The organism is Bradyrhizobium sp. CB1015 (assembly GCF_025200925.1).
In the GTDB taxonomy this organism is placed as follows: domain Bacteria; phylum Pseudomonadota; class Alphaproteobacteria; order Rhizobiales; family Xanthobacteraceae; genus Bradyrhizobium.
On the sequence record NZ_CP104174.1, the window covers coordinates 2,141,076 to 2,155,395 of the forward strand.

Consider the following 14,320-nt stretch of genomic DNA (forward strand, 5'->3'; position numbering starts at 1 on the left):
TGAGGGCGGAGTGCGCGGCAGCAGTTTCTACGAGCACTGACGCTGATTAGCCTCATCCTGAGGAGGCGCGTCAGCGCCGTCTCGAAGGACGAGGCGTGCGCGCAGGCCGACGTCACAAGTCATATGCGATAGCCCTGCTATCTCGGAGGAGAGGTGCCAGTTGTCATGCCGCGCCGCTCTCGGCGCTCCGCTCCGCCAGCACCACGATCCTGTGCGGCTCGCGCAGGATGATGCGCTGGCGGCCGCTTTCGACGAGGCCCTGGCTCTCCCAGCCGCTCAGGATGCGGCTGACGGTGTGCAGCGTGGTGCCCGTCATCTGCGCGATGTCTTGGCGGCTGATCGGGAAGTCGATCTCGATGCCGTGGTCGAGCTTCTTGCCGGACTGCTTGGCGAGGCGCAGCAGCGCATGCGCGATGCGCTGCTCGACCTGCTGCGTCGACATTTCCAGGATGCGGGTGTGACTTTCCTGCAGCCGCGTGCCGACGGTCTGCAGCGTGTTGGCGGCGAGCGCCGGAAACCGCTCGACCAGGCGCGGCCAGGCCGAGGTCGGCCAGATCAGCACGACGCTGTCGTCGACCGCCATCGCCGTCGCCGGATAACGCGCGGCTCCGATCGCCATCGCGAGCCCGAACGTCTCGCCGGGCGCGACATAGCGCACCACGATCTGTTCGCCGGTTGGCGTGGTCTTGGCGGCGCGGACATGGCCGTGCAGCAGCAGGAAGAAGGACTGCGCGTCCGCTCCCTGCTCGAAGATGGCACTGTTCTTGGGATAACGTGCCGAGCGGGCCTCACGCAGGATCTCGTCGAGAGCTTCCGGCGTCATCCCCGCAAATAGCGGCAAATGCGCAACCAGCGATGTGTCGACCTTGGCCATTCTGCCTCCTTGGCACCAGGGAGTCTGATGGCACCTGCAATCGTCAACGAGTTTGCGTTAGCGCAAAACGAGGCGGGCCGGTGGCAGTATTTTTCCAAGTAACGGTCTGAATTGATTGGAGTTGACCCCATGGCTGGCGCCCGATCCCGCAACTTTGCGGGCTGGCCGCTGTTTGCGAACAGCTTTCGCCCCTTTTTCCTGCTCGCCGCAATCCAGGCGGCGCTGTCGATCCTGGCCTGGCTGCCGATGTTCTACGGCGAATTGTCGGTGAGTTCCGCATTCGCGCCGCGCGACTGGCACATCCACGAGATGCTCTATGGCTTCCTGCCGGCTATCATCACCGGCTTCCTGTTCACCGCCATCCCGAACTGGACGGGGCGCCTGCCGATCCAGGGCGCGCCGCTCGCGGCCTTGTTGACGGTCTGGCTTGCCGGGCGCGTCGTGGTGACGGTGTCTGCGAATACCGGCTGGGCGTTTGCACTGGTCGTCGATGCCGCGTTCCTGGCATTAGTCGTTGCTGCCGCGACGCGCGAGATCATCGCAGGCGGCAACTGGCGCAACCTGCCCGTGGTGGGGCTGGTGCTGGTTCTGCTCGCCGGCAACGTCGCCTTCCACGTCGAAACGCATTTCGAAGGCGCGGCCGACGTCAGCATCCGCGTCGGCATCGGCGTGGTCATTCTGCTGATCGGCCTGATCGGCGGCCGCATCATTCCGAGCTTCACCCGCAACTGGCTGGTCAAGTTCAATCCCGGCCGTCTGCCGGTGCCGTTCGGACGATTCGACGGCGCGGTGATCGGCTTGAGCGCGCTCGCGCTGATCGCATGGATCGTGGCGCCGTTGAACATGATCACCGGAGTGGCACTGGGGGCAATTGGCGTGCTGCATTTGGTTCGGCTTGCACGCTGGGCCGGCGATCGCACCACGCGCGAGCGGCTGCTGCTGATCCTGCATGTCGGTTATGTCTTCGTGCCGCTCGGCTTCATCCTCAACGCTGTGGCCGCCTTTGGCGAGCTGCCGGCAAGCGCCGGCATCCACGCCTGGATGGCGGGTGCGGCGGGAACGATGACGCTTGCGGTAATGACCCGGGCCAGCCTCGGCCATACCGGCCAGGCATTGACGGCTTCGCCGGCGATCCAGGGGATCTACGCTGCAATCATCATCGCGGCCCTGGCCCGCGTCGGTGCCGTCGTGTTGCCTGCGTATAGCGACGTGTTGCTGCACATTGCCGCCTGCGGCTGGATTCTCGCCTTCCTCGGATTTGCCGTCGCGTTCGCCCCGCTGCTCGCCGGCAGCGGGCGGCGGGCGCTCGCCACGATGGGCGTGCCCGCTCCCGCGCGCTGAATTCAGGCTGCACTCGCCGAGGGCGGCGCTGACAGAGGCCGCACGCCCTTGCGCCACTCGCTCTGCGCGGAGAAGCCGAGCTGCACCGCGATGTCGGCCAGCGGCCGGGCGGGATCGTCGATCAGCTGGACCACGAGATCGGCGCGTTGCGCGTCCAGGATGGCCGAGAAGCTGGTCCCCGATGCGGCGAGGCGCCGGTGGATGGTGCGGCGGGTGCAGGCGAGATGCTCGGCGGCGCGCTCGACCGTGCAATCGCCACTGGCAAGCAGGGTCCGCACCACCTCGTCGACCTTCGCCTCCCAGCTTGCCGGCCTGCTCTCGATCGCCTCGATCCGCTTGCGCAAGTAATTCGCGATCAAGGGATGCGCGCTCGGAATCCGGCGCTCCAGGTCGTGCGCCGACAGCAGGATCGCATCGTCATCCGCATTGAAGGTCACCCGGCAGTCGAAGAAGTCGCGGTAGCGCTTGCGGTCGTGCGGCGGCGGGTAATGCAGATGCACTTCCTGCGGCCGCCAATCCCCGCCGAACAGCGACTGGATGATGCGGTGGACGCTGCCGAGCGCCATGTCGATCGACTGCCGCGGCGCACGCGGCTGCCGGCCGCGCAAACGCAGCGTGATGGTCACGGTTCGCTTGTCACGCCTGACGTCGAGCCGCATGCCGTCATGATGGATATGGATGAAACGCGAGAACGCCTCGATCGCTTCGCCGACGGTCGCCTGTTCGCGCACGATCAGGCCGACCGCGCCGAAATTGGTGAGGCCGCCGCGCTCGGCGAGACGCAGGCCGAAATCCTCGGCTCCGGACGCCTCTGCCGATAGTTCGAGCAGGCGGCGCAGGCCGGTGACGGCGATGGGGATGTCCGGCTTGTCGAGGCAGGCCAGCGGCAGCCTGACCTTGCGCATCATCTGGCTGGGATCGAGCCCGACCGACCGGGCGACCTCGGGATAATAGCTCAAGCCTGCGCTGCGAATGAGGTCCGTCATGCGAACCGTTCCTGCCAGCCATTCCCGCAGATGTCCCGAAATGTAAAGTTTCTGTCTCAATACGTCAAATCCGGGAACCGGGTGGCGCATACATAAGGGAAACCGAAGCACTGGCGTGAATGCCGTGCGCATGACGGCTAGGCGCGACGGGGCCCCGGCCGTCTCGGGCCATTTGACCAAGACATTGCTGGATCGGGACTATGCCGGGGAACATGCTTTCCAAGGGCGAGGTATTCGTCATCGACACTGACGCCGCCTCCCGCGAACAACTTTCCGCCGCGCTCCAACAGAGCGCCTATGACGTGATCTGCTTTGCCGATGGCGCGTCTCTGCTCTCGGAAGCCAAGGCCCGGATGCCGGCCTGTGTGCTGCTGGAGATGCCGCCGGATCGCTCCGCTCTCGACGTGCTCAGGCGGCTGCGCGAGGAGAATTGCATGGCGCCGGTGCTGGTGACGTCGGCGAACGGCAGCATCGCCATGGCGGTCGACGCCATCAAGAGCGGCGCGACCGACTTCATCGAAAAGCCGTTCCGCACCCACGACATCGTCGGCCGGATCGATGCCGCCATCGATGAATGCGCGCAACCCGGCGCGATCCGGCAACGCTGGCTGCCCGGCTGCGAGCCTCTGACGGCGCGCGAGGCCGACGTGCTCGAGCATCTTGCCGCCGGCCTCACCAATAAGGGGATCGCCCGGAGGATGCATCTCAGCGCGCGGACGGTCGAAGGTTACCGCGCCAGCATCCTGAAGAAGGCCGGCGCCAAGAACGTGACCGACCTGCTTCGGCGCATTTTCGGCCAGGGCTCTTAGGCCCAGGCCTGAACGACCGCCCAGCGTTCCGCAGCCATGGTGCCGCCGCGGCGGCGCCCCACGGAAGTCTCAATCGAACCGGTTCCTTCCCTGCCGCGTCCAACCACGATGGCGAGGCATCTCATCGCGCGCGTCCGGCTGGCGGCGCGGCGATACCGGCAGGAGAGACTTCATGCGCATCACCGCAAGATATTTGGCAACCACGGGCCTGGTCCTGGTGACCACGGCGCTTGCATCGCCGTCATGGGCGGCCAACGTGGACGCCACGTCGACGATCGACACGGTCACCGTTTACCCAGACGGTGCCACCGTGACCCGCGTCATTTCGCTGGATCTCGCCGCCGGCGATTCGACGCTGGTCGCCAAGGATTTTCCGCTCTCGCTCGATCCGTCTTCCCTCCGCGTCGAAGGCGAGGCGGGCGCCAAGCTCACCATCGGCACGATCGATGCGCGCCCGCCGAAGGCCGCGCCGCCGGTCAACCTTCCCGAGCTCGACAAGCGCATCGAAGCGCTGAGGGATCAACGGGCCGATCTGCAGGGTGCGATCGACTCGGCCAATGCCCGGCGCAAGTTCGCGCAGCATTTTGCCGAGGCTTCGCCGGCCGGCCTCGGCGAGAAGGGCGAGGCGCGCCCGATCGCCGAATGGCGCACGGCCTTTGCGGCGGTGGCCGAGGAGGTCGCGACCGCCGACAGCGCAATTCGCGATGCCACGCGAAAACAGCGCGAGCTCGACCGCCAGATCGCGGAATTGGAAGCCGAGCGCTCGGCCAAGCCGCCGGGCAAGCTGGAAGTGCGGATCGACGTCGCCTCGGCCGCCGCGGCCAAGGCGACGCTGCGCGTGACCTATGCCGTGCGCAACGCGCGCTGGGTGCCGCTCTACGACGCCCGGCTCGACACCGGCGCCAAGGATCGCAAGCCGCAGCTCGAACTGGTTCGTCGCGCCGAGGTGACGCAATCCACCGGCGAGGACTGGTCGAACGTGACGCTCGGCGTCTCCACCGTGCGCATCAGCCGCGGCGGCAGTGCCCCGGAGCTGGGCTCGCTGCTTGCGCAATATCCGCAGCTGCCTAAGCCGCTCGCGCTCGGGACCGCGTCGGATCTGGCGCGGCCTGCGCCAATGACGCGCCAGGCGCAATCGCCGGCCATGGCCAAGATCGCAGAGGCGGCCGAGCCGCGCGAGCGCGCCGACGAGCAGCAGGCCGTCGCCGAGATCGGCGACTTCCAGGCCACCTTCAGGATTCCCGGTCGCATCAGCCTCGGCGCTGCCGAAGGCGCCAAGAGCCTTCGCATCGCTTCGATCAATGTGCCCGCCGATCTCGCGGTGCGCGCCGCACCGGTGCTGGATCCGACCGCGTTCCTCGAAGCCAGCTTCAAGCAGACCGACGACACGACCCTGCTGCCGGGCAAGGTCGCGATCTACCGCGACGGCACCTTCGTCGGCCGCGGCAAGATCACGGCGTCCGCCAAGGACGACATCGTGCGGCTCGGGTTCGGCGCCGACGACAAGGTCAAGATCGAGCGCGCGGTGCTCAAGCGCAATGAAGGTTCGGCCGGCCTGCTCGTGACGACGTCGAAGACCGACGAGCGTTCGTTCAAGACCACGATCCGCAACGGGCACGATTTCCCGATTCGTGTCGCAATCGAGGATCAGCTGCCGGTCAGCGAGAACGAGGATATCGTCGTCGAGATGCTGCCCTCGAGCACCCAGCCGACCGCAACCAACATCCGCGACAAGCGCGGCGTGCTGGAATGGTCGTTCGACGCCAAGCCCGGCGAGGCCCGCGACATCAACTTCGCCTGGCGCGTCCGCTGGCCGAAGGACAAGGGCATGGTGATCGTGCCAGCGGGGTAGGCGTGGTCGCGCCACAAAGGAGGTGCGCTCCCTCTCCCGCTTGCGGGAGAGGGCTGTCACCTCAAGGGGATTGTCCCGTTGTGGAGACACCCTCTCCCCAACTCTCCCCCGCAAGCGCCCCGTGAAGCTCCTCCGAATAAGTGGACACCTGTAGTAGGCTCATTGAGCCCGGAGGTGTCGAATGGAACGTCAACGTCGGTCATTTACCGAAGAGTACAAGCACCAAGCCGTCGAGTTGGCTTTGTCGAGCGGGCGCTCGATCGGGTCGGTTGCCAAGGAACTCGGTCTGCGCGACTCGGTGCTGCGGCGCTGGGTTGACAAGCTCCGGCAGGAGCCGACATCGGCGGCGTGGCGCCCCACCACGCAGGCGACGCCGATGTCGGCGGACCAGGCTTCGGAGATCGCCCGCCTGCGTCAGGAGAACGAACGGCTGCGCATGGAGCGCGACATTTTAAAAAAGTCGATCGCGATCTTCGCCGGAACCCGGACATGAGCTTCCGCTTCATCGAAGACCACCGCGACGCCTATCCGGTGCGGCTGATGTGTGCCGTGCTCGAGGTCTCGCCGGCCGGCTATTACGCCTGGCGCGATCGCCCGGTGAGCGAGCGGACCAAATCCAATGCCAGCCTCCTGGCCGCGATCCGGCAAGTCCATCAAGACAGCAGCGGGCGTTACGGCAGTCCTCGCGTCCATGCCGTCCTGCGCAAGCAGGGCCGCGGCGCCAGCCGTGGCCGGATCGAGCGGCTGATGCACCGGCACGGTATCCGCGCCATCATGGCGCCGCCACGCCGGGTGCGCACCACCGACAGCCGTCACGACCTCCCGATCGCACCGAACCTGATCGCGCGCGACTTCACCGCTCCCGCCCCGAACCGGGTCTGGCTCGCCGATATCACCTACATCCCGACCGCGGAGGGCTGGCTGTATCTGGCGGCCGTCATGGATCTGTTCAGCCGAAAGATCGTCGGCTGGGCCATGCAAGACCATATCCAGGTCGAGCTCGCATCCGCGGCGCTGACGATGGCCATCCAGCAGCAACGGCCGCTGGCCGGATTGATCCACCACTCCGATCGCGGTGTGCAGTATGCCTCACATGCCTATCGCAAGGTCCTCACCGGCGCCGGCATCGTGGCATCAATGAGCCGCAAGGCCGATTGCTACGACAATGCCCCGATGGAGAGCTTCTTCCATACCTTGAAAACCGAGCTGATCCATCATCGCGACTACAACACCCGCGCCGAGGCCCAGCGCGACATCTTCGCCTTCATCGAGGGCTTCTACAACCGAACCCGGCTCCATTCCGCAATCGGATATATCGCCCCGATCGAGATGGAGCTAAAAGCCGCTTAAACCCGTCCACTTTTTCGGGGGAAGATCACCGTGTGCGGAGAGAGGCCGACGCGCGCCGAGCGATGCGAAGCATCGTCCGAAGCGCGGCGGGTGAGGGGGACTCTCCGCGAGTCCGTCTCTCACCGTCCCCGTGGAGACTCCCCCTCACCCCGACCCTCCGCCCGCAAGCGGGGAGAGGGAGAGGAGAGAGGCTCGCCTCACTTCGCCTTCAGGAAATCCGCGACATCGAGCAGCACGAACTCGTTGTCGTCGGCCTTGTTGGGATCGCGGCTGGAGGAGAACGGCAGGTTGTTGTCGTTGCCGACGATGATGTGGGTGTCGTCGACGCGATCGACGTTCTCGATGGTGAAGAACGGGAAGGTGTAGACGCCGTCATTGAGCGGCTTCTTCGCCTTCTTGTCGGGATCCCTGATCTTCATCAAATCGATATAGCCGATCTTGCGCACGGGCTTGCCGACATTGGCGTCGGTCAGCTCGATCTTGTAGACGCGCTTGAACTTGGCGAGGTCGGGGAAGCAGTTCTCGCCGCGCTGGCCTTGCGGGCAGGCCTTGTCGGCGGTGCCTTCGCCGTTGTCGCGCTCGATGATAAGGCCGGAGGCCTGGTCGATCATGTTGAAGTCGCCGATGGCGTTGCCGTTCTGCTCGAATACATAGTGCCAGTAGCGGCCGGTGAATTTCTCGGCGGCGACGTCGAATTCGAGGATGCGAGAGGCTTCCTTGCCGTCGACCTTCTCCCAGTCCTTCTTCTCGGCATCCCACAGCGGTCCTTCGAGCAGGCCGTAGAGGAACTTGCCGTCCTTCGACGCGGCGAAGCCCTCATAGCCCTTGGAGCGGCGGAGATTGACGTTGGTGTAGGTCGCGCCCGGCGCGGCCGGCGTTCCCACCGCCCAATTGTCGGGCGAGCGCACCGGCTTGCCGTCGGCCACGGTGTCGAACACGCCGAGGATCTTGCCTGACTTGTCCGCCTTCAGAACATAGGGGCCGAACTCGTCGCCGATCCAGAAGGTGTCGCCGATGATCTGGAAACCTTCGGTGTCGAAATCGGAGCCGGTGAGATAGCGCTTCTGGGTGTCCTCATGCACGATGCGGAACGGCACGCGTCTGTCGGAATCGTGCAGGAAGACGGTCTCCAGCCGCTCGATCTTGCCGCTGGCCCAGTCCATCTTGTAGCGGTTGAGGTACAGCATCGAATCCGGCGAATTGGCGCGCGCGCCCATGCCGTTGTCGGTGAGGACCCAGAACGTGCCGTCGGGCATGGTCTTGATGCCGGAATGGCCCTGCAGCGGCTGGCCCTTGAACGGCAGCGACACGCCGGTCGGACGCTCAAAGGACTTGCCCATCACGGTGCCGGGCGCGTCGACCCGCTTCCCGGTGGTATATTTGCCCGCCGCCTTGAGATCGGCGGGGGCATCGGCCGGCGCCTCGATGAACGTTTCGGCCGGCATCACCACGTGACCGGCGAGCCTGGCGGGGAATTCGCCCTCGCTCTGCGCGAGCGCGGTGCTCGCGGTGAGAATGATCGTGGCGACGGTGCAAAGAAAAGTCGCGCGCATGTGCGTCTCCTGTTGGCGGACGCAACGCTTATGCGGATTGCATGTTGCAGTATTGTGAAGCCGGGCCAAAGGCCCGCAGCGCTCTCCAACGCCTCGTCCAATCTGACGAGGGGGCCGGGTGCGCGGCGACCCTCGTGGAATCCGGCAGGGTTAGGCAATCTTGCGGGCGAGGAAATCGCGGATCAGGGGCGTGACCTCGTCGAACCTGTCCTCGAGCAGGAAATGACCGGAGTTGATCAAATGAAATTCCACCTGGGGCAGGTCGCGCTTGTAGGGATGGGCACCATCGGCAGGAAAGATGAAATCGTTCTTGCCCCAGACGATCAGCGTCGGCGGCTTGTGCTTGCGAAAGTAGGCCTGCACCGCCGGATACAGCGGCAGATTGGTTCGGTAGTCGTAGAACATGTCGAGCTGGATCTCGTTGTTGCCTGCCCGGTCCAGCAGTGTCTGGTCGTGGATCCAGTTGTCGGGCGAGATCCGGCTCACGTCTGACATGCCGTCGGTGTACTGGAATTTGGTCGTCTCCAGCGTCAGCAGTTTCATCAGCGCCTGACGGCTCGTCGCGGATCCGTCGGCCCAGTATTGCTTGATCGGATTCCAGAACTCCTTCAGCCCTTCGTCGTAGGCGTTGCCATTCTGAACGATGAGGCCGCTGACGCGCTCGGGATGCTTCAGCGCCAGCCGCCAGCCCACGGGGGCACCGTAGTCCATGACGTACATCGCGTAACGCTTGACGCCGAGCTGGTCCAGCAGGCCGTCGACGAGCTCTCCGAAGCGATCGAACGTGTACTTGAATGATGCGCGCGGCGGCATGTCGCTCTGGCCGTAGCCGGGATAATCGGGAGCGATCACATGATACCGATCCGCCAGAGCCGGAATCAGGTTGCGAAACATGTGGGAGGAGGTCGGAAAGCCGTGCAGCAGCAGTACCACGGGCGCATCCTTCGGCCCGGCTTCGCGGTAGAAGATGTTGATCCCGTCGATCGTCTTGGTCCGATGGTACGTGACCGGATAGCCGTTGCCGGTCCCGGAGCGAGCGTGTTGCGGCTTCGCTGCGGCAGCCGGCGTAGCTGCGGCAACGGCAACTCCGGACAAGCCAAGGACGAGGTGTCGGCGATCGAGGCCGGCTAATGAATGTTTGATGCTCTCGGTGGTCATGATCATTTTCCAGGCAAGCTTCCAGCCGTCCCATTCCAAAGTCCGCGGCGAGCTTCGGGTAACCGATTGCGACCGGCGGGATCAGTCCATATGATCGAGAAGCTACTTCTCAGGTTACGGAAAGACGCGTCTGATGGACCGGCTGGAGGCGATGTCGGTGATCATCGCTGTCAATGATACAGGAAGCTTCTCGGCGGCCTCCCGGCGTCTCAGGATGCCGGTCGCAACAATCAGCCGAACGGTTGCCGAACTGGAGGCGCGGCTGAACGCCCAGTTGTTTCAGAGGTCGTCGCGCCAGATGACGCTGACCGATGCGGGACGATCCTATATCGAGGCCTGCAAGCGGATCATCGAGCAGGTGGACGAGGCCGAGAGGGAGGTCTCGGGCGAGTACAGAAATCCGAGGGGCGACCTAGCGGTCACTTCGCCCTGGGGACTGGGCCACATGCACCTTCTGCCGATCGCGCTCGAGTTCATGGAGGCTTATCCCGACATCGCACTGCGGCTCGTCCTTACCGATCGCATCGTCAACACTGTCGAAGAGAATATCGATGTGTCGATTCGAATTGGCAGTCTGCCGGACAGCAACCTGATCGCGACACGGGTCGGCTCGGTCCGGTTCGTGCTCTGCGCCAGTCCCGGATACCTCGCGAAGCGAGGGCATCCGACTGAGCCCGCCGATCTCGCGTCGCACGATTGTATCGGCGTCGACAGCCATGCGGCGCAGAAGAGCTGGAAGTTCGTCAGGGACGGCAGCGAAGTCACGGTGCCGATACGGTCGAGATTGACGCTGAGCGATTCGGAGGCGGCGGTCGAAGCGGCTGTGGCAGGTGCCGGCATCACGCGCGTGATGTCCTACAAGATGGAGGCTGCGCGGCGGGCCGGCAAGCTCGTCCTCATGCTGGAGGAGTTCGAGCAAGAGCCCTGGCCCGTCCACATCGTCTATGCGGAGCGAAAGCCTGCGCCGCTCAAGCTCCGCGCCTTTCTTGATTGGGTCACGCCGCGTCTCAAGGCTCGCCTAGTCTAGTTCTGCTACTCCTTCACCGCACCCGTCAGCGAGGAGACGTAGTAATCCACGAACAGCGAGTAGAAGATCGCGACCGGCAGCGAGCCGAGCAGCGATCCCGCCATCAGCGCGCCCCATTGATAGACGTCGCCGGTGACGAGCTCGGTCAGGATCGCGACCGGCACCGTCTTGTTGGCGCCGCTCTGGATGAAGGCGAGCGCGTAGATGAACTCGTTCCATGACAGCGTGAAGGAGAAGATGCCGGCCGAGATCAGCCCGGGCACCGCGAGCGGCAGCGTGATCCGGCGCAGGATCTGCAGCCGCGTGGCGCCGTCGACCAGTGCGCATTCCTCGAGCTCGTAAGGAATCGACTTGAAATAGCCGATCAGGAGCCAGGTGCAGAACGGCACCAGGAAGGTCGGATAGACCAGGATCAGGGCCAGCGGCGAGTCGAATAGGCCGAATTGCACCACGACGGTGGCGAGCGGAATGAACAGGATCGACGGCGGCACCAGATAGGCGAGATAGATGCCGAGGCCGACATAGGGACTGCCGCGGAAGCGCAGGCGCTCGATCGCGTAGGCCGCCAGCGTGCTCGCGATCAGCGACAGCGTGGTCGAGCCGATCGCGACCAGCATCGTCGTCTTCAGCCATTGCGGATAGGCGGTGTTGAACAACAGATGCTTGATGTGCGCCAGCGTCGGCGAGGAGATCCAGAACGGGTTGTTGTCCCGGTAGTTCATCAGCTCCGCGTTCGGCTTGAACGAGGTGATCGCCATCCAGTAGAACGGAAACAGCAGGATCAGCACGAAGCAGCCGAGCGGCAGGTAGATCATCATCAGCCGCCGCAGCCCGGAATCCCAGGCCATGGTGTCGGGCGGCGCTTTTGCGTCGGCGACGGTCGATTGCGCGGCGGTGTCAGTCATTGGCCTCTCCCTGCTGCCATTTGCGGCGCGCCAGGCCGAAATAGGAGAACAGCGTCGCGAACACCAGGAACGGGATCATCGACACCGCGATCGCCGCACCTTCCCCGAGCTCGCCGCCGGCGATGCCGCGCTGGAACGCCAGCGTCGCCAAGAGGTGGGTCGAGTTCACCGGACCGCCGCGGGTGATGGCGTAGACCAGCTGGAAGTCGGTGAAGGTGAAGATGATCGAGAAGGTCATGACGATGGCGAGAATCGGCAGCATCATCGGGAAGGTGATGTAGCGGAAGCGCTGCCAGGCGCTGGCCCCGTCCAGCATCGCGGCCTCGTAGAGCGAGGGCGAGATGGTCTGCAAACCCGCCAGCAGCGAGATCGCGACGAAGGGAATGCCGCGCCAGATGTTGGCGGCGATCAGCGAGAAGCGCGCCGGCCAGGGCGAGCCGAGGAAGTCGATATTGCTGTCGCGCCAATGCAGCACGTCGACCAGGAGGTAGGAGATGATCGAGAACTGCGGATCGTAGATCCACCAGAACGCCAGGGCCGAGAGCACGGTCGGCACGATCCAGGGCAGCAGCACGATGGCGCGCAGCAGGCTCTTGAACGGGAAATGGTTGTTGAGCAGCAGCGCGAGCCAGAAGCCGAGCGCGAATTTCCCGAAGGTCGCCACCGCCGTGTAGAACACGCTGTAGAACACCGCGTTCCACCACAAGGGATCGGTGAGCAGGTACTGGAAATTCTCGAGCCCGACGAAGATGCCGCGCCGGCCGATCGTCGTGTCGGTGAAGGCGAGCCAGACGCCGAGGCCGAGCGGGTAGGTCAGGAACACGGTAAGCAGCCCGAGCGCTGGCGCGAGGCACATCGCGATCAGGAACGGCTTGTAGTCGAACAGGCGCACGATCCAGTTCGGCTGCCGTTGCGCCAGTGCGTGGGAGGAAAGCGTCGTCACGGACATCAGCTTGTTGTCCTGCCGTTGAATGTCACCACACCGTCATTGCGAGCGGAGCGAAGCAATCCAGTCTGTCCTCGACGTGATAGCCTGGATTGCTTCGTCGCAAGAGCTCCTCGCAATGACGGCCTATCGGCCGTCACTTCTGCCGCCGGAAGTAGCGCCTGCAGCGCTGCTCGGCTTCGGCGGCCGCGGCCTCCGGCGTGGCGGCACCGGTGGCGACGGAGGCGCACATCTGAATCAGCACGTAATCGGCGCTGACCGCGCCGGTCGCCGTCGAGATCGGCCCCTTGTAGCCGTCATAATAGGTGCTGTTCATCGTGTTCTTGAACAGGCTCACCTTCGGATCCTGCGACCACACGGCGGCTTCGGCATAGGCCGACAGCGGCTGCGACCAATAGCCGGAATTGGCATTGAGCCACGGCTCGTATTGGTCCTTCTCCATCATGTATTGCAGGAAGGCCTTGGCGGCGTTGGGGTACGGGCTGTGCTTGAACACCATGGCGTTCAATGTCAGGCCCGCCATCGGCGAGACCTTGGCCAGGCCCTTGGGCAGCAGCTGATGCTCGCTGTCCTCCGCGATGGCCTTGGTGGCCGGGTCGTTCTTCAGCGAGAAGTACAGTGAGACGCCGTTGGCCGTTAGCGCGATCTCCTGCGAGGAATAGGCGCGGTTGTTGCTGACGTCGTTCCAGGACGGCGTGCCGGCGATGAAGGTCGGATACAGCTCCTTGACCCAGTTGAGCGCGGCGATCGTCTCCTTGCTGTTGATGGTGACGTTGCCCTCCTCGTCGAGCAGGGAGGCGTTATGCGACCACAGCGCCCAGTTGGCGAAGCCGTTGCCGTCGCCCTTGGCGTTGCCGAGTGCGAAGCCGGCCGGCTTGCCGGCCTTGTGCAGCTTGCGGCAGAGGTCGACCACGCCGGCATGATCTTCCGGAACCTTGTCGAATCCGACCGATTGCAGGACCGACTTGCGGTAGATCAGCGGACCTGCGGTGGCGCCGAACGGCAGTCCGATCCAGGACGCGCTCTTGTTCTTCTTGCCGTAGCGTTGCGCCAGCGGTAGCCAGCCGCCGTATTTCTTGCCGAGATAGTCGGCGACGTCGGTGAGCTCGATCAGCTTGTCGATGTAAATGTGAGGCGCGTCGGAGAAGCCGATGATGATATCGGGGCCGGCGCCGGAATTCGAGGTCACCGCGGTCTGCTGGTTGATGTCTTCCCAGCCGACGAAGTCGACCTTGACCTCGACCCCGGTGTCCTTGGTGAACTTTGCGGCATTGGCGCGGAACACGTCCTCGTCGGCCTGGACGAAACGCACCGGGCGCAGCATGCGCAAGGACGCGCCCTTTTCGATGTCGAGCTTGGGTGCCGGGACGTCGGCAGCCTTGATATTGGATGTTTGCGCTGCAGCACCGGTGGCCGCGAGCGTTGCAGCGGACAGGCCCAGCGCCAAGGCATCACGACGTGTGATGTCGTTCCTCATCAGTTCCTCCCTATGATGTCTCCCTTCCCGGCGTTGATCGCC

At 64.6% G+C, this 14,320-nt stretch carries 12 protein-coding genes; 5 read left to right on the forward strand and 7 right to left on the reverse strand.

Annotated features, from left to right (window positions below):
- Nucleotides 1-163: 163 nt before the first annotated feature.
- Nucleotides 164-874, reverse strand: coding sequence for a Crp/Fnr family transcriptional regulator (locus N2604_RS09625; RefSeq protein WP_260374489.1), 711 nt, complete (start codon nt 872-874; stop codon nt 164-166).
- Nucleotides 875-1,003: 129 nt separating this feature from the next.
- Here N2604_RS09625 and N2604_RS09630 point away from each other — a divergent pair, with 129 nt between their 5' ends.
- Complete coding sequence (locus tag N2604_RS09630; protein WP_260374490.1) at nt 1,004-2,215, forward strand: NnrS family protein; 1,212 nt, start codon at nt 1,004-1,006, stop codon at nt 2,213-2,215.
- A 2-nt stretch (nt 2,216-2,217) separates the two neighbouring features.
- Here the strand turns inward: N2604_RS09630 and N2604_RS09635 are convergent, their stop codons facing one another.
- On the reverse strand, nt 2,218-3,201 hold the full coding sequence (locus tag N2604_RS09635; RefSeq protein WP_260374491.1) for an AraC family transcriptional regulator: 984 nt from the start codon (nt 3,199-3,201) through the stop codon (nt 2,218-2,220).
- Between the two features lie 200 nt (nt 3,202-3,401).
- Between N2604_RS09635 and N2604_RS09640 the strand changes: the two genes are divergently transcribed.
- From N2604_RS09640 to N2604_RS09650, 3 genes are all read left to right on the forward strand, one after another.
- Nucleotides 3,402-4,010 carry a response regulator transcription factor gene (locus tag N2604_RS09640; protein WP_260374492.1) on the forward strand — a complete coding sequence of 203 codons (609 nt, stop codon included), beginning with the start codon at nt 3,402-3,404 and terminating at the stop codon, nt 4,008-4,010.
- A 172-nt stretch (nt 4,011-4,182) separates the two neighbouring features.
- Nucleotides 4,183-5,862, forward strand: a complete 1,680-nt coding sequence (locus tag N2604_RS09645) for a mucoidy inhibitor MuiA family protein (RefSeq protein WP_260374493.1) — start codon at nt 4,183-4,185, stop codon at nt 5,860-5,862.
- 181 nt (nt 5,863-6,043) lie between these two features.
- Nucleotides 6,044-7,212, forward strand: a protein-coding gene (locus N2604_RS09650; protein ID WP_260371983.1) for an IS3 family transposase whose coding sequence is annotated in 2 segments (ribosomal slippage) — nt 6,044-6,332 and nt 6,332-7,212 — 1,170 coding nt in all. Because the reading frame shifts where the segments join, the coding sequence is not laid out codon by codon here.
- A gap of 197 nt (nt 7,213-7,409) precedes the next feature.
- On the opposite strand, the gene N2604_RS09655 is transcribed toward N2604_RS09650, so the two are convergent.
- Nucleotides 7,410-8,765: an esterase-like activity of phytase family protein gene (locus N2604_RS09655; protein WP_260374494.1), complete on the reverse strand. Its 1,356-nt coding sequence runs from the start codon at nt 8,763-8,765 to the stop codon at nt 7,410-7,412.
- 150 nt (nt 8,766-8,915) lie between these two features.
- Nucleotides 8,916-9,923, reverse strand: a complete 1,008-nt coding sequence (locus N2604_RS09660) for an alpha/beta fold hydrolase (RefSeq protein WP_260374495.1) — start codon at nt 9,921-9,923, stop codon at nt 8,916-8,918.
- A gap of 133 nt (nt 9,924-10,056) precedes the next feature.
- Between N2604_RS09660 and N2604_RS09665 the strand changes: the two genes are divergently transcribed.
- The gene (locus N2604_RS09665; protein ID WP_260374496.1) at nt 10,057-10,950 is read left to right on the forward strand and encodes a LysR family transcriptional regulator; all 894 of its coding nucleotides are present in this window, start codon (nt 10,057-10,059) and stop codon (nt 10,948-10,950) included.
- Nucleotides 10,951-10,955: 5 nt separating this feature from the next.
- Here the strand turns inward: N2604_RS09665 and N2604_RS09670 are convergent, their stop codons facing one another.
- The 3 genes from N2604_RS09670 to N2604_RS09680 all read right to left on the reverse strand — a co-directional run bounded on the left by N2604_RS09670 (nt 10,956) and on the right by N2604_RS09680 (nt 14,278).
- Nucleotides 10,956-11,855 carry a carbohydrate ABC transporter permease gene (locus tag N2604_RS09670; RefSeq protein ID WP_036041073.1) on the reverse strand — a complete coding sequence of 300 codons (900 nt, stop codon included), beginning with the start codon at nt 11,853-11,855 and terminating at the stop codon, nt 10,956-10,958.
- Nucleotides 11,848-12,804 (reverse strand): carbohydrate ABC transporter permease, encoded by a 957-nt coding sequence (locus tag N2604_RS09675; protein ID WP_225149213.1) that lies wholly within the window; start codon nt 12,802-12,804, stop codon nt 11,848-11,850. The genes N2604_RS09670 and N2604_RS09675 overlap by 8 nt, the downstream gene beginning before the upstream one ends.
- A gap of 133 nt (nt 12,805-12,937) precedes the next feature.
- Nucleotides 12,938-14,278 carry an ABC transporter substrate-binding protein gene (locus N2604_RS09680; protein WP_260374497.1) on the reverse strand — a complete coding sequence of 447 codons (1,341 nt, stop codon included), beginning with the start codon at nt 14,276-14,278 and terminating at the stop codon, nt 12,938-12,940.
- Nucleotides 14,279-14,320 lie beyond the last annotated feature (42 nt).

Excerpts from the sequence above, each read along its gene's own strand:
- N2604_RS09680 (WP_260374497.1), bottom strand. The coding sequence starts at position 14,278 with ATGAGGAACGACATCACACGTCGTGATGCCTTGGCGCTGGGCCTGTCC.
- N2604_RS09635 (WP_260374491.1), bottom strand. The coding sequence starts at position 3,201 with ATGACGGACCTCATTCGCAGCGCAGGCTTGAGCTATTATCCCGAGGTC.
- N2604_RS09665 (WP_260374496.1), top strand. The coding sequence starts at position 10,057 with ATGGACCGGCTGGAGGCGATGTCGGTGATCATCGCTGTCAATGATACA.
- N2604_RS09670 (WP_036041073.1), bottom strand. The coding sequence starts at position 11,855 with ATGACTGACACCGCCGCGCAATCGACCGTCGCCGACGCAAAAGCGCCG.
- N2604_RS09625 (WP_260374489.1), bottom strand. The coding sequence starts at position 874 with ATGGCCAAGGTCGACACATCGCTGGTTGCGCATTTGCCGCTATTTGCG.
- N2604_RS09640 (WP_260374492.1), top strand. The coding sequence starts at position 3,402 with ATGCCGGGGAACATGCTTTCCAAGGGCGAGGTATTCGTCATCGACACT.
- N2604_RS09630 (WP_260374490.1), top strand. The coding sequence starts at position 1,004 with ATGGCTGGCGCCCGATCCCGCAACTTTGCGGGCTGGCCGCTGTTTGCG.
- N2604_RS09675 (WP_225149213.1), bottom strand. The coding sequence starts at position 12,804 with ATGTCCGTGACGACGCTTTCCTCCCACGCACTGGCGCAACGGCAGCCG.
- N2604_RS09655 (WP_260374494.1), bottom strand. The coding sequence starts at position 8,765 with ATGCGCGCGACTTTTCTTTGCACCGTCGCCACGATCATTCTCACCGCG.
- N2604_RS09660 (WP_260374495.1), bottom strand. The coding sequence starts at position 9,923 with ATGACCACCGAGAGCATCAAACATTCATTAGCCGGCCTCGATCGCCGA.
- N2604_RS09645 (WP_260374493.1), top strand. The coding sequence starts at position 4,183 with ATGCGCATCACCGCAAGATATTTGGCAACCACGGGCCTGGTCCTGGTG.